A 17,960-nucleotide genomic window follows, 5' to 3' on the forward strand; every position below is an offset into this window, starting at 1 on the left:
CCGCACCATCCCGACTGAATCGATAGGAAACCGACATGCGTTCCTCCACCACTCCCCTCTCCCGCCGGGCGAAACAGCTGGCCGTGCCGGTTCTCGCCGTGGCCGCCGCGATCGCCCTCGTCGGCTGCAGCAGCTCGTCGTCGACCCCCTCGACGGCCGCCGCCACCGGCGCCGTCGACCAGAGCCTGCACGAGCTGCTGCCGGCCTCCATCCAGTCCAGCGGCGTCATCACGATGGGCGCCCTCTGGGAGACCCCGCCCGTCATCAGCGTCGACGTGAACAACGCGGATGTCCCGGTCGGCATCGCGCCCGACCTCGCCGCCCTGCTCGGCGCGAAGCTCGGCGTCGACGTGACCTGGAGCAACATGCAGTGGCCGGCACAGCTGCCGGGCGTCCAGGCCGGCACCATCGACGCCCTGTTCGGCCAGGTGAGCATCACCGCCGAGCGTGAGCAGAGCGTCGTCGACCTGGTTCCCTTCCAGCAGTCGACCGAGTCGCTCCTGCTCCCGGCCGACAACCCCCACAAGGTCGCGAAGATCGCCGACATGTGCGGACTGACCATCGCGGTACCCGTCGGCTCCAACCAGTCGGCCCAGGCCAAGGCGGTCAGCGACGCGAGCTGCGGCAGCAAGCCGATCACGCTCGCCGAGTACCCCGGCGCCACCGGTGCCGTCCAGGCCCTGCGCGCCGGAACCGTCGACGCCTGGTTCGACACCACCTCGGCGATCGACGCCCTCGTCGCGAGCGACTCGGCCACCTACACCTCGGCGGTCATCCCCGAGTCCGAGGTTCCGACCTCGTTCACCGGAATCGCGGTCTCGAAGTCGCAGCCCGGACTCACGGAGGCCCTCGCGGGAGCCATGAAGGCGATCATCGAGGACGGCAGCTACGCCGCGGTCTACGACAAGTACGAGGTCCCCTCGCAGGCGATCACCGTCGACCAGGTGGTCGTCAACCCGATGACGGGCACGGCGCCCGGCGCCGTCTCGAGCAGCTCGCCCACCCCGGCGTCCTGATCGCCCCGGTGCGCAGGGTCGCGGCATCGCCGTCGCGCCCCNNCNCCCCGCCCCCGGTCCGTCCTCACCGACTTCAGGAGATGACTCCCTCATGACACTGACCGAAACCCTGGCCGCCGGCCGCACCACCCTCGCGCCGCCCGACGCCGAGCTGCTGGCCTCGCTGCTGCCGCCCCTCGACTCCGCCGCCATCCTCGCCAACGTCGAGGCCATCCTGCCGATCGTCGCCGAGGAGGCCGACGCGAGCAGCGCCCTCGGGCACATGACCGAGCGCATGGGGGCGGCCCTCCAGGCCGCGGGCGTCTACCGCATCGGTTTCGCCGCCCACCGCGGCGGCCCCGAGATGCACCTCACCGAGCAGACCCGCCTGGTGGAGATGATCGCCGCGATCGACGCCGGCATCGCCTGGAACGCGGCCATCCTCGCCGCCACCGGTTTCTACGCCGGCCGCCTCGGCGACGACGCCTTCGCGGAGCTCTACCCCGAGCTCGACCGGCCCACCTGCGGCTCCTTCCACCCGCGCGGGCGCGCCGACGTCGTCGACGGCGGCTACCGGGTGACCGGCGAGTGGAAGTTCGGCAGCGGCATCCACTCCTCGCACTACATGCTCGGCGGCGTCGAGGTGTTCGACGGCGGCGAGCAGGTGCTCGCCGAAGACGGCAGCCCGCTCGTGCTCGGCGTGTGGCTGCCGCCCTCCGAGGTCGAGCTGCGAGACGACTGGCAGGTGGTCGGACTCCGCGGCTCCGGCTCGAGCGGCTACGCGGTCTCGGACGTGTTCATTCCGGCCGGTCATTCCTTCGACCGCTACTTCACCCCCGACCCGGATGCCGAGCCGCTCAACAAGCTCGTCGACCTGCCCTTCTACAGCACCGCATCCATCGCCGTGGGCATCGCCCAGCACGCCGTCGACCTCGCGACCGCCGAGCTCGCCCAGCGCTCCGCGACCGCGCCGGTCGACGCCCGCAAGCTGGGTCTGCTCGGCGAGGCCGAGAGCTACCTGCGGGCCGCCCGCGCCGTGGTGTACTCCGGCGTGGAGCGGATCGACGCCTCGGTCTTCACCCCGGGTGAGCTCCCGACCCCGGAGATCATGGCCCGGGGCGACGCGCCGGTGGCCGCCGACCTGGCCCGCCGCATCGTGGACCTCTGCGCCGAGCTGCTGGGTGCGCGCGTGATCTACGAGGCGGCGCCGTTCGAACGGCTGATCCGCGACCTGGTGGGCGTGTGCGCCCACGCGTCCACCTGGCGGGCTCGCTGGGTCGACGTGGGCAGGACGCTCGTCGACGACGCGAAGGCCGTGCGATGACCGCGCCGGTGCAGTCGCCGCCGCTGCTGATGCGCGAGACGAAGCTCAACGTGGTGCCGGTGCGGCACTGGGGCCGCGGCGTGCTCGCCGTGGTGGTGGCGATCATCCTGGTCGCGGTGGTCGCCGGGCTCTGGACCAACCCGAACATCCAGTGGCCGGTGGTCTGGCAGTTCCTGTTCAGCCCCGCCATCCTCAAGGGCCTCGGCACCACTCTCGCCATCAGCGCGGTCGCCATGGTGATCGCACTCGTGCTCTCGGTGATCATCGCGGTCATGCGCATCTCGCCGAGCCGCATCGTGAGCGGCTTCGCGGCGGGCTACGTGTTCCTCTTCCGCGGCATCCCGATGATCGTGCTGCTGATCTTCGTGGGCAACCTGGGCCTGTTCTTCAAGAACTTCGCCCTGGGCATCCCGTTCACCGACATCGTGTTCTGGTCGGTGCCGGTGAAGGACGTGATGACGCCGTTCCTGGCGTCGGTGATCGGACTGTCGGTGGCCGGCTCGGGCTACATGGCCGAGATCGTGCGCGGTGGGCTGCTCTCGATCAACCGGGGCCAGCACGAGGCCGCCAAGGCCCTGGGGCTGAACGGCACCCGCACCCTGCGCTACATCGTGCTGCCCCAGGCGATGAAGGTGCTGCTGCCGCCGATGGGCAACGAGTTCATCAGCATGCTCAAGGCCTCGGCCATCGTCTCGGTGATCGCGGGCGGAGACCTGCTCACCGTGGCGCTCGGCATCTCGGGCGTCAACTTCCGCACGATCGAGATGCTGATCGTGGCCACCATCTGGTACCTGCTGGTGATCACCGTGCTCACGATCGTGCAGCACTTCGTGGAGAAGAGGGTGGCGGCGCGATGACGCTCGAGATGAACGACCCGATCGCGACCGTGCCGGCGATGGTGGAGGTGGCCGGTGTCGACAAGTGGTTCGGCCAGAACCAGGTGCTCTTCGACATCGACCTCTCGATCGCCGAGGGCGAGATGGTGTGCCTGATCGGTCCTTCGGGCTCCGGCAAGAGCACGCTGCTGCGCTGCATCAACCACCTCGAGGAGATCAACACCGGGCGCATCCGGGTGGGCGGCGAGCTCATCGGCTACACCGAGAAGCGCGGACGCCTGCACGAGATGCCCGAGCACGAGGCCTGCCGCCAGCGTGTGGGCGTGGGCATGGTGTTCCAGCAGTTCAACCTGTTCCCGCACATGACCGCGCTCGAGAACATCGCGTTCGCCCCGATCAAGATCAAGAAGACGCCCCGGGCGCAGGCGCTGGCCCGGGCTCAGAGCCTGCTCGAGCGGGTGGGTCTGGGCGCCAAGGCCGGCTCCTACCCCTCGCAGCTCTCGGGCGGTCAGCAGCAGCGCGTGGCGATCGCCCGCGCCGTGGCGATGGACCCGACGGTGCTGCTCTTCGACGAGCCCACGAGCGCGCTCGACCCCGAGCTGGTGGGCGAGGTGCTCGAGGTGATGAAGGACCTCGTGCGCACGAGCAACATGACCATCGTGGTGGTGACGCACGAGATGGGCTTCGCCCGCGAGGTGGCCGACCGCGTGGTGTTCATGGCCGACGGGCGCATCGTGGAGTCGGGCACGCCCAGTCAGGTTCTCGACACCCCGCAGAACGCCCGCACCCGGGAGTTCCTGGCGGCGGTCATCCGATGAGTGCTCCGCTCTCGGGCCGGGTCGCCTTCGTGGCGGGCGGCTCCGGCGTCATCGGGCGCGAGATCTGCCGTGAACTGGCGGCGGGCGGCGCCGCCGTCGCCGTGCACTGCCGCAGCGACCGGGCGGGCGCCGAGGCGCTCGCGGCGGCGCTCCCGGGCGCGGGGCACCTCGTGGTGCAGGCCGACCTCGACGACCCCGCGGCCCTGGACGCCGCCTTCGCGGCCGTGGAGCGGGCCGCGGGCCCGGTGACGGTGCTCGTCAACACCGTGCACGCCTCGCACGGCATCGTGCCGATGGCCGAGCTGACCCCCGGCGAGCTCGACGCGCAGTTCGCCTCGGTGAAGCTGCACGTGGCGCTCTGCGCCCGTGCGGTTCCCGGGATGCGCGCCGCCGGCTGGGGCCGCGTGGTCTACGTCTCCGGAGCCCTGATGACCCGCCCCTACCCGGGCTTCGGCGGCTACGGAGCGGCCAAGTCGGCCGCAACCACCCTCACCCGCTACCTCGCCGCCGAGGAGGGCCGCAACGGCATCACCGCCAACGTCGTGGCCCCCGGCCGCGTCGTCGACCCGGCCGTCGAGGCCGAGCTCGACGAGACCCGCCAGGCCCTCTCCGCCCGGCTGCTCGAGCGCACGGCGCTCGGCGTCTTCCCCTCGCCCACCGAGGTCGCGCAGGTCGTGTCGATGCTCGTCGGCGCGGGCTCCTCCGCCCTCACCGGGCAGACCATGTGGGTGACCGGGGGAGAGCCGATCGGCTCCTGAACCGCATCCGTCTTCCCCGGCCTCCCGAGACGCCGGCTCCTGAAAGGACCACGAACATGAGCACCGCCGAAGCACCCGTCACGCCCGTCGCCGCCACCTCGCCGGCCGCCGCGACCCCCGAATCCCGCGCCGAGTTCGGCCTGAGCGAGCCCACCACCGCCGACGCGATCATCGAGAACGCCCACAAGACCCTCTCCGTCGCCGCTGAGGAGGCCGACGAGACCGAGCGCCTGGCACGCCTGAGCCCGCGCGCCGAACGCGCCCTGCGCGCCGCCGGCGTGTTCGAGATGGGCTTCCCCGCGCACCGCGGCGGCGTCGAGATGTCGCTCGTCCAGCAGGTGGAGGTGACGGCGCTCTTCGCCGCCGTCGACGCCTCCACGGGCTGGAACGTGGGCGTGCTGAACGCGGGAGGCTACTACGCCGGCCGCCTCGGCGACGAGGCCTACGCCGAGCTCTACCCCACCAAGGACATGCCCACGAGCGGCGCCTTCCACCCGCGCGGCCGGGCCGAGCTCGTCGACGGCGGGTTCCTCGTGACCGGCGCCTGGAACTGGGGCAGCGGCAGCTACACCGCCGAGCACATCGTGGGCGGCGCCGAGGTCTTCCGGAACGGCGAGCCGGTCGCCGGAGCCGACGGCAAGCAGATGCACCTCGGCCTGTGGCTGCCGAAGCAGAGCCTCGTCATCGCGCACGACTGGCAGACCCTCGGCGTGCGCGGCTCGGGCAGCACCTCGTACAGCATCGTGGAGCCCGCCTTCGTGCCGGCCGGCCATTCCTTCGACCGCGAGGCGCTCGACGACGGCGGCGCGCATCCGCTCGACAAGAGCGTGGGCGTGTCGCACTTCGCCCTCACCGGCGTGGTGCTCGGCGTCGCCCGGCACGCCGTGCAGCTCGCCGGCGACTTCGTGCGCGAGCGGATGCGCTCGGCCGACGCCTCGAAGATCGACGCGGCCACGAAGCAGGCGCTCGGCGAGGCCATGAGCGAGGTCGACTTCGCCTACGCCGGCGTGCGCGAGGTGGCCCGGCTCACCGACGAGGTGCTCTGGACGCCGGGGCTCGCCCTCACCGCGGTGCAGCGCACCCGGATGACGGCCGCGAACGCCGCGGCCGCCAACGCCCTGCGCCGCTCGATGAGCCTGTGCATGGAGATCGCCTCGGCCCGGTACATCCTCGACGCGAACCCCATCCAGCGCGTGATCCGCGACGGCATGAGCGCCCTGGCCCACGCCGGCACCCGGCGCGCGCACCTGGCCGCCTACGCCTCGGCGGCGCTCGAGAACCCCGAGTACGCCTACACGATCCCCGACGACCGCTCCAACGACGGCGGCGCGCGCATCCGGAGCACCCGATGACCGTCGCCGACGCCGGTATCTCGCCCGGCAGCGAACGGGTGCGGGTGACCGTGGAGCGCATCGACAAGCCCCGGGGCGCCACCCGCGTGGGGGACTGGTTCGAGGTGGTGGGGAGCCGGCTGTTCCTGCCCGCGGGCAAGTCCTTCTGCCCCTATGCCATGGCCGCCGTCTTTCCGATCGTCGTGATGCGCCAGGCCGATCTGCCCGCCGACAGCTGGCTCGTGCGCAAACCCTGGATCTGCGGGCCGGATGCGGAGGAGAACCTGGTGATGCGCGTCGAAGCGGTCTACGACGAGCCGGGCGCGCCCGAGCCCGAGTCTGAGCCCGAGTCCGCCGCCGGGGCCGCCTCGTGACCGGGCGGCGCGTGCGCTGCACCGTCGAGTCGATGAACTACTCGGCCTGCGCCCTGAAGAAGGGCGACTACTTCGAGATCGATGCCGACGGACTCCGGATGCCCGACGGCCAGTCGTTCTGCTTCTTCGCCATCGGCACCGTGCTCCCGCTCGTGAACGGCCGTCTCGACGACTCCGAGTGGCTCGATTCCAAGCCACTCCTGCAATGTCCGGACCCGCCGGAGGCGCTCTGGATGCGCCTCGAGGCGATCGACGAGAGCGAGACCGCATGAGCGCCCGACCGGTGACCTTCAGCGCGCGCATCGGCTCGCCGCACGGTGTGCACGCCCTCGCCGACCGTGCGGTGCTGGCCGAGGAGAGCGGCTTCGACCAGGTCTGGACGGGCAACGACATCTTCGGCCACTCGGGCCTCGTGGGACTCGCGGCGATCGCGATGCGCACCTCGCGCATCCGCTTCGGCTCCGGCGTGATCGACCCGGTGTCGCTGCACCCGGCGCAGATCGCGATGTACGCCTCCGCCCTGCAGGAGCTCTCGGGTGACCGTTTCCTGCTGGGCCTCGGCGCCGGTTCGGAGGTGTTCTTCTCCTGGGCCGGACTCACCCCGGACTCTCCGGTGAAGCGCACCCGGGAGGCCGTGGTGGCCATCCGGGAGCTGGTGAACGGCCGCTCTCCGGCCGGTGTCGCCGGCGCCGCCGAGGGCTGGACCGAGCAGGCGCTGCTGCGCGACCCGCGCCCGACGCCCATCTACGTCGGCGCCATGGGCCCCCGGATGCTCGAACTCACCGGGCGCCTGGCCGACGGCGCCCTGCCGCTGTGCCTGCCGCCCGGTCATGTCTTCGGAGTGATCGAGCAGATCAGCGCCGGCGCGGCGAAAGCCGGCCGCTCGATCGACGAGATCGACGTGGCCGCGTGCGTATGGGTGTCGATCTCCTCCGACCGCGACGAGGCGCGCACCCTGATGGCGCGGCACATCGCGCTCTACAGCGGCTCGCTCTCCACGGCGGCGCTCGAGGCGAACGGCCTCGATCCGGAGGAGTTCGCCCGCACCCAGAAGCTCATGCTCGACGGCCGTGAGGACGACGCCGTCGCCTCCGTGACCGACTCGATGCTCACCCTCGGCATCGTGGGCGAGGCCGCCGAGGTCATCGACCAGTGCGGCGCGCTGATCGAGGCCGGTGTGCGGCACATCTCGTTCGGGCCGCCGATGGGCCCTGAGCCCGACGGAGCCCTGCGTCTGCTCGGCAGCGAGGTGCTGCCCGTGCTGCGCTCGATGCTCTGAATCCCTTTCCCCACCGAAACATCGAACAAGGAGTCACCCATGCTGTACGTCTATGGCGGCGTTCGCGTCGACCTCGCGAAGAAGGCCGAGATCGAGGCGGCGGCCACCGCCTTCCAGGCGCTCTGCGCCGCCGAGGAGGGCTGCGTCGAATACAGCCTCTCCTGGTCGATCGCCGAACCCGACTTCCTGCGCCTGCTCGAGATCTGGGAGCCGAGCGGCGCCCACGCGGTGCACACGCAGCAGCCGCACGTCGGGGAGTGGACCTCGTTCATCGCCGCGGCCTCGGTCGAGCCGCCGGTGTTCACCAAGTACGTCGTGGATGTTGTGTCGGATTAACGACGCTCGTCACGATTAAGAGATAGGCTGGAGACGTGGAACACGACAAGACAGCGCAGAGCAACACCCGCGAGCTCGAGCCGGGCATCGTCACCGACCTGCGCGAGAAGATGACTTACGGCTCGTATCTCTCGCTCGACACCCTGCTCGACGCGCAGAACCCGGTGAGCGACCCCGAGCACCACGACGAGCTGCTGTTCATCATCCAGCACCAGACCACGGAGCTCTGGCTGAAGCTCGTGCTGCACGAGCTGCGCGAGGCGTGCTCCCTGCTCGCCGCCGACGAGCTGGGGGCCGCGCTCAAGAAGATCGCGCGGGTCAAGCACATCCAGAAGACGATGACCGAGCAGTGGTCGGTGCTCGCCACGCTCACGCCGAGCGAATACGCGCAGTTCCGCGGGGCGCTCGGCAACTCCTCGGGCTTCCAGTCGTTCCAGTACCGGGCGGTCGAGTTCATCCTGGGCAACAAGAACGCCAAGATGCTCGCCGTGTTCGACGGCGAGCCGCTGGCGCGCGAGCTGCTCGCCGAGCTGCTCGAACGGCCGAGCCTCTACGACGAGTTCCTGCGCTACCTCGCCCGTCAGGGCTTCGACGTGCCGGCCGCGGTGCTGGAGCGCGACGTCACCGTGGCGCACACGATGACCCCCGAGCTGCTGCCGCTCTACATCGAGATCTACGACAACGCCGAGAAGTACTGGGCCGTCTACGAGGCGTGCGAGGAGCTCGTCGACCTGGAGGAGAACTTCCAGCTCTGGCGCTTCCGGCACCTGCGCACGGTGCAGCGCACCATCGGCATGAAGGTCGGTACCGGGGGCTCCACCGGCGTCGACTTCCTGCGCCGCGCCCTCGACCTCACCTTCTTCCCCGAGCTCTTCGCGGTTCGCACCGAGATTGGACGCTGACATGACCACCGAATCCCTCCGCACGGCCACGCCGAGTGCGGCCGAACTCGACGCGGCCGACCGGCTCGGCGCGTACCGCGACCGCTTCGTGGGCTCCGACGACCCCTCGGTGCTCGCCTACCTCGACGGCAACTCGCTCGGCCGCCCCCCGCGCTCGCTGCCCGAGAAGTACGCCGCGTTCATCCGCGACCAGTGGGGCGGCCGGCTCATCCGCGGCTGGGACGAGTCGTGGCTGGAGCTCCCGCTCCTGCTCGGCGACCGCATCGGCCGCGAGACCCTCGGGGCCGCTCCCGGGCAGACCGTCGTCGCCGACTCCACCACGGTCTCGCTGTACAAGCTCGTGCGCACGGCGCTCGAGCTGAACGCGGGCCGCACCGAGATCGTGATCGACAGCGGCAACTTCCCCACCGACCGCTTCGTGGTGGAGGGCATCGCGCACGAGACCGGGGCGAGCATCCGCTGGGTGCACGCCGACCCGGCGAGCGGGGTCACGGCCGCCGACCTCGAACCCGTGCTCGGGCCGGACACCGCCGTGGTGCTGCTCAGCCACATCGCCTACCGCTCGGGCTACGTGGCCGACATCGCCGGCATCACCGCGCTCGCGCACTCCCACGGCGCCCTGGTGGTGTGGGACCTCTGCCACTCGGTGGGCTCGGTGCCGATCGAGCTCGACGCCTGGGACGTCGACTTCGCCACCGGATGCACCTACAAGTACCTCAACGGCGGCCCCGGTTCCCCGGCCTTCCTCTACGTGAAGACGTCGCTCATCGGCGAGGCCCGCCAGCCGATCTGGGGCTGGATGGGCGACCATGCCCCCTTCGACATGGCCGACGGCTACCGGCCGGCCGAGAGCATCCGCCGCTTCATCAGCGGCACTCCGCCGGTGCTCGGCATGCTCGCGATGTCGGAGATGCTCGACCTGATCGCCGAGGTGGGCATCGCCGCCGTGCGCGAGAAGTCGCTGCAGCTCACCGACTACGCCATCGCCCTCTACGACGAACGGCTCGCACCGCTCGGCGTCGAGCTCTCGACCCCGCGTGACCACGCCGTGCGCGGCAGCCACGTGACCTTCGACCACCCTGCGTTCCGGGACATGATGGGCGTGCTCTGGAACCGGGGGATCATCCCCGACTTCCGGGCGCCCTCCGGCATCCGCATCGGCCTCTCGCCGCTCTCGACGAGCTTCGCCGAGGTGGAGATCACGATCGACGCGGTGCAGGGGCTCCTCACCGGCGTCGCGACGGAGGCCTGACATGGCACTGCAGAAGCAGCTCCCCGACTCGGCCCTGCTGCGGCAGACCTTCTCGCTGTTCCCCTCGGGGGTGGCCTGCATCGGCGCCGTCGTCGACGGGGTGCAGGAGGCCATCGTGGCCTCGTCGTTCACCGTGGGCGTCTCGCTCGAGCCCCCGCTGGTGTCCTTCGCCGTGCAGAACAGCTCCACCACCTGGCCGGTCATCCGCCGGGCGCCGTTTGTGGGCGTGTCGATCATGGGGTCGAGCCACAGTGACACCTGCCGGCAGATCGCCTCGCGGGACAAGGCGCGCCGCTTCGACGGCATCGACGCGCACATCAGCAGCACGGGCGCGCTCTTCGTGCCCGACTCGCCGGTGTGGCTCGAGTGCTCGATCTACAGCGAGGTGCCGGCCGGCGACCATCACGTGGTGCTGCTCGAGGTGACGGCGCTCGGCTTCAATCCCGAGCTCAACCCCCTCGTCTTCCACCGCTCCTCGTTCTCGCGCGTGCACGGTGACGACTGACGTCCTCGACCGCGCGGCGCGCCGCCCGGATCGCACCGAGAGCTACGGCCCGCTGCCCGATCAGGTGATCGACCGCTTCGAACCGGATGCGGTGCCCGCGCCGGCGGGCTCGCCGCGCCCGCTCGTGGTGCTGCTGCACGGCGGTTTCTGGCGCCAGCGCTACGACCGCACCCACCTGCATCCGCTGGCCGAAGGCCTCGCGGCGAGCGGGTTCCGGGTCGCGGTGCCGGAGTACCGCCGGGTCGGCGGCGCGGGCGGCTTCCCCGCCACCTTCGACGACGTGGTCGCCGCGCTGCGGACCCTCCGCGCCGGGGAACCCGGCCCCCTCGCCGTGGTGGGGCACTCCGCCGGCGGGCACCTCGCCGTCTGGAGCCAGGCGGTGGCCGGAGACGGCAGGGCCCGGGCCGAGCGGGTGGTCTCGCTCGCCGGCGTGCTCGACCTCGCCGAGGCCCACCGTCTCGGCCTCAGCTCGGGCGCCGTGGGCGAGCTGCTCGGGGCCGGGACGCCGGGCTTCGACGAGCGCCTCGCGGGCACCGACCCGATGGTGCTCCCGTGGCCGGGTTCGCGCGGCGTGGCGACGGTGCTGCTGCACGGCGACGCCGACGAGGAGGTGCCGGCCGAGCTGAGCATCCGCTACGCCGCGCGTCACCCGGGCACCGAGCTGCACACGCTCGCCGGGGTCGGGCACTACGAACTCATCGATCCCCGGAGCGCCGTCTGGCCCGTGCTCCTCCGGAGCCTCACCGCGGCGTGACCCCGGGCGCCTGCCGCGAGTGGGAAGCTGGGGGCATGAGCGACCAGACACAATCCGGAACCCCATCCACCGCAACGACCGTCACCGTCGGTCAGTACCTCGCCAGCCGCCTCGTGCAACTCGGCGCCGGCCACGTCTTCGGGCTGCCGGGCGACTTCAACCTCGCCCTGCTCGACGAGATGGTGACCGTCGACGGCTTCCACTGGGAAGGCACCACCAACGAGCTGAACGCGGCCTACGCGGCCGACGGCTACGCGCGCCTCCGCCGGGGGATCGGCGCCCTCGTGACCACCTTCGGGGTGGGGGAGCTCTCGGCCATCAACGGCGTGGCCGGCAGCTTCAGCGAAGACGTGCCGGTCGTGCAGATCACCGGGATGCCCTCCACCTCGGCCCGCGCGAACGGGCTGCACCTGCACCACACCCTGATCGACGGCGACTACGACCACTTCTTCCGGGCCTATCGCGAGGTCACCGCCTCGGCCACGATCGTGCGCGCCGCCTCCGCCACCCGCGACATCGACGCCGCCCTGATGACCGCGCTCCGCGAATCGAAGCCGGTCTACCTCGGCATCCCCGCCGATGTCGCCGTCGCGCCCGTGCACGCCGCGAACCTGCGCAACCCGTTGCTGGCCGCCACGAGCGACGCCGGCGAACTCGAGCGCTTCACCGAGGCGCTCGCCGAGGCCGTGGCCGCGCACGACCGCGTGACGATGCTCGTGGGCCCGCAGGTGCACCGCGCGAGCCTGGAGAAGGTCGTGCGGCAGATCGCCGATCACGACGGGGTCTACCTCGCCTCGCAGAACATGGCGAAGGCGGTGCTCGACGAGTCGCACCGGGCGAGCCTCGGCACCTACATGGGCGCCTTCACGCGCGTGCCCGAGGCCCGCGCCGCCGTCGACGACGCCGAGCTGCTCGTGCTCGCCGGCACCGTGATGAGCGACTTCCTCACCGGCTTCTTCACCCAGGGCTTCGACGAGGACGCCGCGATCGAGCTCGGGCTCACCTCGGCGCGGATCGCCGACACGACGTTCTACGGCGTGCGCCTGGAAGACTCGCTGCGGGCGCTGCACCGCGTTCTGGGCAGGACGCCGCGCGCGGCCGTGACGCCGGTCGGGCATCCGGATGCCGTGGCCGCGACCGCACCCGTGCCGGGCGCCGCGCTCGACCAGGCGCATTTCTGGGCGGCGGTGCAGGGCTGGCTGCAGCCCGGCACCACCGTCATCGCCGACGCGGGCACCTCGTTCTACGGAGCCCTCGACCTCGTGCTGCCCGACGAGTCCGACCTGCTCGGCCAGCCGGTGTGGTCGGCCATCGGCTACACCATCCCGGCCACCCTCGGCGCCTGCGTCGCCGCGCCGCACCGGCGCTCGGTGCTCTTCGTGGGCGACGGGGCGGCGCAGCTGACGGTGCAGGAGCTCGCCACCATCCTGCACCGCGGGTACACCCCGGTGGTGTTCCTGCTCAACAACGACGGCTACACGGTGGAGCGCAAGATCCAGAGCCCGGCCGCGGTGTACCAGGACATCACGTCGTGGGACTGGACGCTGATCCCGGCCGCCTTCGGGGCCGCCGACCGCGTGGTCACCGCCCGGGCCACGACGCAGGACGAGCTGGCGGCCGCGCTCACGCTCGCGCGGGAGACGGTGGAGAAGGCGGTGCTGATCGAGGTGGTGCTGCCCAAGCTCGATTCGCCCCGGCTGCTCACGGTGCTGGCCGATGCGATCGCCGCCGCCGCCGCCCGCGCCACGCAACCGGAGGCCTGAGACCGCGCATCCTGCGCCGCAGGGGTGGCGCAATGCGACATCCGGTGGTACGGCGTCGTCTGTCCACTACTGTGAGCAGTGGCGCCTGGCGCCCGTGCGGCCGGGAGTCGTGCGAATCGCCGCAAGGCATCGATCGGAAGGGTTCATCATGAGCTTCTGGGGAAATTTCTGGGACGTCATCGGCTGGTTCCTCTGGGCCTTCGTCTTCATCGTCTACATCATGGCCGTGTTCTCGATCATCGGAGACCTCTTCCGTGACCGCGCGCTCAACGGCTGGTACAAGGCGCTGTGGATCATCTTCCTGGTCTTCGTGCCGTTCCTCACCGCGCTGGTCTACCTGATCGCGCGCGGCAAGGGCATGGCCGAGCGCCAGAACAAAGAGGTCAAGCAGGCGCAGACCGCTGCCGACGACTACATCCGCACGGTGGCCGGTTCCAGCCCCACCGACGAGATCGCGAAGGCCAAGGCGCTCCTCGACGCCGGCACCATCACGCAGGACGAGTACGAGCTGCTGAAGGCCAAGGCGCTCCAGCACTGAGCCATCCCCTCCGCTCCGCGGAGAACGACGGACGTCGCCGCATCCGGTCCCTTCTGGGCCTCGGATGCGGCGACGTGCGTCTTCAGCCGGCGAGGATCGCGGTGCTCCAGCCCGACGGCGTGCGCTGGAACTCGGTGCGGCGGCTCGCGGTGTCGGGGTTCCCCTCCCAGAAGGTCAGGCGCACGGGCCGCACGACGAAACCGTCCCAGGTGACGGGCGGAGCCGGGTGCGGATGCGCGTCGGAGAACTCGGCCCACTCCGCCAGCCGCCGCTCGAGCGGCAGGGCCGCGAACTCGGGGGTGTTCAGCCAGGCCAGCACCTGCAGGTAGCGGGAGCGGTGCTCGTAGGCCCAGCTCCGTTCCTCCTGCGGCGCCCGGGTGGCGTCACCCTGCACCACGAGCTGCCGCCCGGGCCAGATCACGGTGAGGGCCACACGCGGGTTCGCCGTGACGTCGGCCACCTTGCGCGAGCGCGAGTCGGTGTGGAAGTAGAAGCCGCTGTCGTCGAACTCGGAGAGCAGCACCGTGCGCGCATCCGGATAGCCGGAGGCCGACACGGTCGACAAGGTCATCAGCGGTCGCACCGGGTCGTCGTTCGCGGGCAGCCAGGCGGTGAGCAGTTCGACGGGGTCGGCCGAGGCGCTCACCTCTGCTGCCGCTCCGGCAGAGGCGTCGGGGCCGATCGGGTTCTCGCTCACGCGCCCACCGGGGGCGCCGGCGGAGCCGGGACGGTGACCGGAGCGGACGGGTCCGCGGTGCCCGCGGCGTCGAAGCGGGCGATCTCGGCGAAGGCGGCCACCGATTCCACCACGGCGGCGTCGAAGAGCTGCTTGCCGTAGGCCGCGGTGGCTCCGGTCGGGTCGCCGAGCGTGCCGTTCGTGTTGAAGTCGTTCGAGAGCCAGCCGAAGGTCACGCGCTTCTTGAAGCCGATGTGCTCGAACTCGGCCAGGTGCACGGGGACGCTCCGCTCGGCCAGCGAGAGGTCGACCAGCTCCGGTCGCAGGTGCAGCACGAGCGAGGTCTCGGCGTGGCCGGCGTGGATGCCGAGCCCGAGCTCCTCGGGGCCGTCGTGCGCTCCCGCCGGGACGGTGGCGCCCATGAGGAAGGTCTGCAGTCCGAAGCGGCGGCGCAGTTCGCGGCACGCCACCTGCAGCAGGGCCAGGTTGCCGCCGTGGCCGTTGAAGAACACCAGCTTCTTCGCCGGGGTGGCGGCGATGGAGTTGCCGAGCTCGACGACGGTCTGCATCAGGGTGTCCCAGCTGATCCACATCGTGCCGGGCGCCCAGTGGTGCTCGTCGGACTTGGTGTAGGCGAGGGTGGGCAGGATCCAGACGTCCTGACCCTCGGCCGCCGCCTGCGCCACCGAGGCGTTCGCCACGGAATCGGCGATGAGGTAGTCGGTCATCAACGGCAGGTGCGGGCCGTGGAACTCGATCGCGCCGGTGGGCAGCACGATCACCGAGTCGGCGGAGAGAGCGGCCTCGGCGGCGGTTCCGGAGAGCTCCTGGAGCTTGCGGGTGGTGTGGCTCATGCCCACTTCACCCCCGTGGGGACCGTGTCGCCGGAGGGGATCTTGCCGGGGTTCAGCAGCCCGTCGGGGTCGGTGCGGGAGGCGAGCTCGCGCACGCGCTCCACCATGTGGTCGACGTACCACTGGTGCGGGCTGTGGAAGCCCACGCCGATGGCGGTGAGGCGGTCGAACCCGGCGTACACCTCCTCGGGGCTCACGAACGGGGCGGCGAGCATGCCGATGGGGTGGTCGCGCTGCGCCTCGATGTGCAGCAGCGCGCCGGGGTACACCTCGTGCACCTCGTCGAGCCGCTCCACGAGCGAGGCCCCGGAGACCTCCACGTGGAACCAGGTCTCGTCGGGCACCGACTTCTGCAGCCATTCGATGGGGTGGTTGTAGGAGAGCATCGAGATCTTCACGGTGGCCTGCGGACCCTCGCGCACCTCTTCGACGCGGCCGCCGGCGCCCTCGACGAGCGCGGTGGCGGCCGCCACGGAGGCCGGGTCGAGGATGGCGCGCAGCGAGGCGCGGTCCTTCGGGATGGCCGGGTCGGCCGGGAGCGCGTTCGCGATGGTGGGCAGGTCGGCGGAGACGAGCCGGGGCGTGGGCTCGAGCCAGCCCACCTGGCGGATGACGGAGGTGGCCTGCTCGAAGGTGGGGAAGCTCGCGTAGAACCCCACCCATTCCTGGATCGGCTCGAGGGCGATGGTGGCGCGGGCGATGATGCCGGCCGTGCCGTAGGTGTGCACATACGGCTGGGCCTCGTCGCCCTCCACGTGCACGAGTTCGGCGACCGGGGAGGCGTAGACCACGTCGAGCGCGCGCACGTAGGCGCCGCTCATGTTGGAGCCGTGCTTGATCGACCCGGTGCCGCCGGAACCGCCGGAGAGGAAGCCGCCGATGGAGGACTGGGCGGTGGAGGGGTACATCAGAACCTGCTGGCCGGCTTCGCGGGCAGCCTGCTCCATGATGACCAGCGGCGTGCCGGCCTCGGCCACGAGGTAGCCGTCGCCGACCTCGACGACCGCGCGGGCCTTCGACATGTCGAGCACGAGGCCGCCCTGCATCGGGATGGCCTGGCCGTAGTTGCCGGTGCCCTTGCCGCGCGGGGTGACCGGCACGCCGTGGCGCACGGCGGCGGCCACGGTCTCGGCGATCTGCTCGGCGTTCGCGGGGAAGGCCACGATGTCGGCGAGGCCGAGGGGCAACTGCGCAGCCAGGATGGGCGACATCTTCGCGCCGTCGAGCGAGGCCTTCTCACGACCCCGGAGCTCGGTGGTGACGCCCCGTGCGCCCAGGAGGTCGACGAGTTCTTCGGCGAGGGCGGCGATCTGCTCGGGGGTGGTGTTCATGGTGGATCCTTTGGTGCGGATGCGGGGGGTCGCGCGGGTGGGATGAGGGGCCCGGCGGGGGNNGGGAAGCCGGTGAGGGCATCCCGACCGCCTGCCGGGAACGGGGAGAAGTGCTACTTCAGCCCGATGGAGGTGTCGATGAACTCGTTGGTGTAGATGTCCTTCACCGTCAGGCCCGCCTTGGGGGTGGTGCCGGCGCCGGTGAAGATGGGCGTCACGGTGTCGAAGAACTTCGAGATGCGGGCGTCGTCGAAGTTGCCGATCGTGGAGTCGGTGCCGTTTCCGACGAGACCGATGTCCTTCATGGTCTTCACCGAGTAGTCCGCGACACCCTGCGAGTAGACCCACCCGGTGTCGAACTGGGTGACCAGGTCGAGGATCATCGTGTTAACCGGAGCCGGGTCGGCGAAGTAGTCCACCTCGGCCTGCTGCAGCACGGGCACGAGCGCCTTGAGGCAGTCGCTGTCCTTCGCCAGGTCGCCGGTGCGGACGGCCATGGCCGACTGGTAGGGCTGGTAGCCGGTGTCGTGGATGAGCTGGTAGTCGACCGGCTTGTTCCAGGCCGAGACCTCGTTCTGGTAGATGTACGGCTCAGCGGAGGCGAAGCCCTGCTGGGCGTCCTTGCCGCCGGCGGCGATGAACGACGCCGGTGTGCCGTCGTACGATCCGTCGGCCTGGGCCTTCGGGATGATGCCCGTGGCGTTCAGGTAGTCCATGTACGCCGAGCCGCCGAAGTAGCGCACCACGGCACCGGCCTTCACGACATCGGCGATGGTCTTGGCGTTCGGGTAGGTGGCCGGGTCCCACATGACCATCAGCGGGCTCTTGTCGAGCGGCGCGAAGACGGCGGTGGTGGGGGTCTTGTCGGAGAGCTGGATGGCCTCGTCGGTGGTGACGTAGCCGAGCATGATGTCCGGGTCGGTGTACATCTGGGTCGAGACCTGCTGGAAGCCGATGGCCGGGCCGCCGGAGCGGATCTCCACGTTCACGCCGGTGGGGGCGCCGCTCGCGTAGAGCGGGCCGGAGACCGACTTCTTGTTCGCGTCGACGGTGGGGTTCGGGCCGAGGAGCTGGTACAGGTGGCCGTGCTCGGCCTCCGGGTTCCAGTCGGTCTGGATGACGACGGTCGCCGGGCATCCGGCGGCAGCGAGGTCGACGGCGCCGGCGGCGGCCGTCGCTGCGGGGGTGCTGGTCGAGCTGCTGCTGGAACAGGCGCTCAGTGCGACCGCCGTGGTGGCGACCAGGCCGGCTGCGATGATGAGCCGGGTTCGGGTGCTGCGCATTTCATCTCCTTATTTCTGTGGTGCAGGAATGGATGGTGCGGTGGGGGTGGG

At 71.0% G+C, this 17,960-nt stretch carries 20 protein-coding genes; 16 read left to right on the plus strand and 4 right to left on the minus strand.

Annotation, left to right across the window (positions count from 1 at the left end):
* Positions 1-35 precede the first annotated feature (35 nt).
* The 16 genes from VD659_RS10090 to VD659_RS10165 all read left to right on the plus strand — a co-directional run bounded on the left by VD659_RS10090 (position 36) and on the right by VD659_RS10165 (position 13,765).
* Positions 36-1,016, plus strand: a complete 981-nt coding sequence (locus VD659_RS10090) for a transporter substrate-binding domain-containing protein (protein ID WP_137837521.1) — start codon at positions 36-38, stop codon at positions 1,014-1,016.
* Between the two features lie 91 nt (positions 1,017-1,107).
* The gene (locus tag VD659_RS10095; protein WP_423260958.1) at positions 1,108-2,319 is read left to right on the plus strand and encodes a hypothetical protein; all 1,212 of its coding nucleotides are present in this window, start codon (positions 1,108-1,110) and stop codon (positions 2,317-2,319) included.
* A complete protein-coding gene (locus tag VD659_RS10100; protein WP_137837523.1) occupies positions 2,316-3,176 on the plus strand; it encodes an amino acid ABC transporter permease in 861 nt (286 codons plus the stop codon). Before VD659_RS10095 ends, VD659_RS10100 begins: the two co-directional genes overlap by 4 nt.
* Positions 3,173-3,973 carry an amino acid ABC transporter ATP-binding protein gene (locus tag VD659_RS10105; RefSeq protein WP_423260959.1) on the plus strand — a complete coding sequence of 267 codons (801 nt, stop codon included), beginning with the start codon at positions 3,173-3,175 and terminating at the stop codon, positions 3,971-3,973. The genes VD659_RS10100 and VD659_RS10105 overlap by 4 nt, the downstream gene beginning before the upstream one ends.
* Positions 3,970-4,731 carry an SDR family NAD(P)-dependent oxidoreductase gene (locus VD659_RS10110; RefSeq protein ID WP_423260960.1) on the plus strand — a complete coding sequence of 254 codons (762 nt, stop codon included), beginning with the start codon at positions 3,970-3,972 and terminating at the stop codon, positions 4,729-4,731. The genes VD659_RS10105 and VD659_RS10110 overlap by 4 nt, the downstream gene beginning before the upstream one ends.
* A 56-nt stretch (positions 4,732-4,787) precedes the next feature.
* Positions 4,788-6,083, plus strand: a complete 1,296-nt coding sequence (locus tag VD659_RS10115) for a hypothetical protein (RefSeq protein WP_423260961.1) — start codon at positions 4,788-4,790, stop codon at positions 6,081-6,083.
* Positions 6,080-6,436, plus strand: a complete 357-nt coding sequence (locus VD659_RS10120; protein WP_423260963.1) for a TIGR04076 family protein — start codon at positions 6,080-6,082, stop codon at positions 6,434-6,436. Before VD659_RS10115 ends, VD659_RS10120 begins: the two co-directional genes overlap by 4 nt.
* A complete protein-coding gene (locus VD659_RS10125; RefSeq protein ID WP_423260964.1) occupies positions 6,433-6,708 on the plus strand; it encodes a TIGR04076 family protein in 276 nt (91 codons plus the stop codon). The genes VD659_RS10120 and VD659_RS10125 overlap by 4 nt, the downstream gene beginning before the upstream one ends.
* Positions 6,705-7,715: an LLM class flavin-dependent oxidoreductase gene (locus VD659_RS10130; RefSeq protein ID WP_423260965.1), complete on the plus strand. Its 1,011-nt coding sequence runs from the start codon at positions 6,705-6,707 to the stop codon at positions 7,713-7,715. The genes VD659_RS10125 and VD659_RS10130 overlap by 4 nt, the downstream gene beginning before the upstream one ends.
* A 39-nt stretch (positions 7,716-7,754) precedes the next feature.
* Positions 7,755-8,051: a putative quinol monooxygenase gene (locus VD659_RS10135; protein WP_423260966.1), complete on the plus strand. Its 297-nt coding sequence runs from the start codon at positions 7,755-7,757 to the stop codon at positions 8,049-8,051.
* A gap of 110 nt (positions 8,052-8,161) precedes the next feature.
* A complete protein-coding gene (locus VD659_RS10140) occupies positions 8,162-8,953 on the plus strand; it encodes a tryptophan 2,3-dioxygenase (RefSeq protein ID WP_137837548.1) in 792 nt (263 codons plus the stop codon).
* 1 nt (position 8,954) lies between these two features.
* Positions 8,955-10,205, plus strand: a complete 1,251-nt coding sequence (gene kynU, locus VD659_RS10145) for a kynureninase (protein WP_423260967.1) — start codon at positions 8,955-8,957, stop codon at positions 10,203-10,205.
* 1 nt (position 10,206) lies between these two features.
* A complete protein-coding gene (locus VD659_RS10150; protein ID WP_137837530.1) occupies positions 10,207-10,710 on the plus strand; it encodes a flavin reductase family protein in 504 nt (167 codons plus the stop codon).
* Positions 10,700-11,464 (plus strand): alpha/beta hydrolase, encoded by a 765-nt coding sequence (locus tag VD659_RS10155; RefSeq protein ID WP_423260969.1) that lies wholly within the window; start codon positions 10,700-10,702, stop codon positions 11,462-11,464. The genes VD659_RS10150 and VD659_RS10155 overlap by 11 nt, the downstream gene beginning before the upstream one ends.
* A 35-nt stretch (positions 11,465-11,499) precedes the next feature.
* On the plus strand, positions 11,500-13,227 hold the full coding sequence (locus tag VD659_RS10160; RefSeq protein ID WP_423260971.1) for an alpha-keto acid decarboxylase family protein: 1,728 nt from the start codon (positions 11,500-11,502) through the stop codon (positions 13,225-13,227).
* A gap of 148 nt (positions 13,228-13,375) precedes the next feature.
* Entirely contained in the window at positions 13,376-13,765 is a 390-nt protein-coding gene (locus tag VD659_RS10165) for an SHOCT domain-containing protein (protein ID WP_137837533.1), read from the plus strand.
* 82 nt (positions 13,766-13,847) lie between these two features.
* On the opposite strand, the gene VD659_RS10170 is transcribed toward VD659_RS10165, so the two are convergent.
* The 4 genes from VD659_RS10170 to VD659_RS10185 form a co-directional block, all read right to left on the minus strand.
* Positions 13,848-14,462 (minus strand): pyridoxine/pyridoxamine 5'-phosphate oxidase, encoded by a 615-nt coding sequence (locus tag VD659_RS10170; protein WP_423260972.1) that lies wholly within the window; start codon positions 14,460-14,462, stop codon positions 13,848-13,850.
* Positions 14,459-15,295: a creatininase family protein gene (locus VD659_RS10175; protein ID WP_423260973.1), complete on the minus strand. Its 837-nt coding sequence runs from the start codon at positions 15,293-15,295 to the stop codon at positions 14,459-14,461. Before VD659_RS10175 ends, VD659_RS10170 begins: the two co-directional genes overlap by 4 nt.
* Complete coding sequence (locus tag VD659_RS10180; RefSeq protein ID WP_423260974.1) at positions 15,292-16,626, minus strand: FAD-binding oxidoreductase; 1,335 nt, start codon at positions 16,624-16,626, stop codon at positions 15,292-15,294. The genes VD659_RS10175 and VD659_RS10180 overlap by 4 nt, the downstream gene beginning before the upstream one ends.
* A 113-nt stretch (positions 16,627-16,739) precedes the next feature.
* Positions 16,740-17,909 carry an ABC transporter substrate-binding protein gene (locus VD659_RS10185; protein WP_423260975.1) on the minus strand — a complete coding sequence of 390 codons (1,170 nt, stop codon included), beginning with the start codon at positions 17,907-17,909 and terminating at the stop codon, positions 16,740-16,742.
* Positions 17,910-17,960 lie beyond the last annotated feature (51 nt).

This window comes from Herbiconiux sp. 11R-BC (assembly GCF_049472555.1).
In the GTDB taxonomy this organism is placed as follows: Bacteria; Actinomycetota; Actinomycetes; order Actinomycetales; family Microbacteriaceae; genus Herbiconiux.

What these genes read in the sequence shown, in the direction of transcription:
- VD659_RS10095 (WP_423260958.1), top strand. Translation starts at nt 1,108, where the DNA reads ATGACACTGACCGAAACCCTGGCCGCCGGCCGCACCACCCTCGCGCCG.
- VD659_RS10100 (WP_137837523.1), top strand. Translation starts at nt 2,316, where the DNA reads ATGACCGCGCCGGTGCAGTCGCCGCCGCTGCTGATGCGCGAGACGAAG.
- VD659_RS10175 (WP_423260973.1), bottom strand. Translation starts at nt 15,295, where the DNA reads ATGAGCCACACCACCCGCAAGCTCCAGGAGCTCTCCGGAACCGCCGCC.
- VD659_RS10160 (WP_423260971.1), top strand. Translation starts at nt 11,500, where the DNA reads ATGAGCGACCAGACACAATCCGGAACCCCATCCACCGCAACGACCGTC.
- VD659_RS10140 (WP_137837548.1), top strand. Translation starts at nt 8,162, where the DNA reads ATGACTTACGGCTCGTATCTCTCGCTCGACACCCTGCTCGACGCGCAG.
- VD659_RS10115 (WP_423260961.1), top strand. Translation starts at nt 4,788, where the DNA reads ATGAGCACCGCCGAAGCACCCGTCACGCCCGTCGCCGCCACCTCGCCG.
- VD659_RS10180 (WP_423260974.1), bottom strand. Translation starts at nt 16,626, where the DNA reads ATGAACACCACCCCCGAGCAGATCGCCGCCCTCGCCGAAGAACTCGTC.
- VD659_RS10110 (WP_423260960.1), top strand. Translation starts at nt 3,970, where the DNA reads ATGAGTGCTCCGCTCTCGGGCCGGGTCGCCTTCGTGGCGGGCGGCTCC.
- VD659_RS10185 (WP_423260975.1), bottom strand. Translation starts at nt 17,909, where the DNA reads ATGCGCAGCACCCGAACCCGGCTCATCATCGCAGCCGGCCTGGTCGCC.
- VD659_RS10165 (WP_137837533.1), top strand. Translation starts at nt 13,376, where the DNA reads ATGAGCTTCTGGGGAAATTTCTGGGACGTCATCGGCTGGTTCCTCTGG.
- VD659_RS10105 (WP_423260959.1), top strand. Translation starts at nt 3,173, where the DNA reads ATGACGCTCGAGATGAACGACCCGATCGCGACCGTGCCGGCGATGGTG.
- VD659_RS10090 (WP_137837521.1), top strand. Translation starts at nt 36, where the DNA reads ATGCGTTCCTCCACCACTCCCCTCTCCCGCCGGGCGAAACAGCTGGCC.
- VD659_RS10130 (WP_423260965.1), top strand. Translation starts at nt 6,705, where the DNA reads ATGAGCGCCCGACCGGTGACCTTCAGCGCGCGCATCGGCTCGCCGCAC.
- VD659_RS10150 (WP_137837530.1), top strand. Translation starts at nt 10,207, where the DNA reads ATGGCACTGCAGAAGCAGCTCCCCGACTCGGCCCTGCTGCGGCAGACC.
- kynU (WP_423260967.1), top strand. Translation starts at nt 8,955, where the DNA reads ATGACCACCGAATCCCTCCGCACGGCCACGCCGAGTGCGGCCGAACTC.
- VD659_RS10120 (WP_423260963.1), top strand. Translation starts at nt 6,080, where the DNA reads ATGACCGTCGCCGACGCCGGTATCTCGCCCGGCAGCGAACGGGTGCGG.
- VD659_RS10135 (WP_423260966.1), top strand. Translation starts at nt 7,755, where the DNA reads ATGCTGTACGTCTATGGCGGCGTTCGCGTCGACCTCGCGAAGAAGGCC.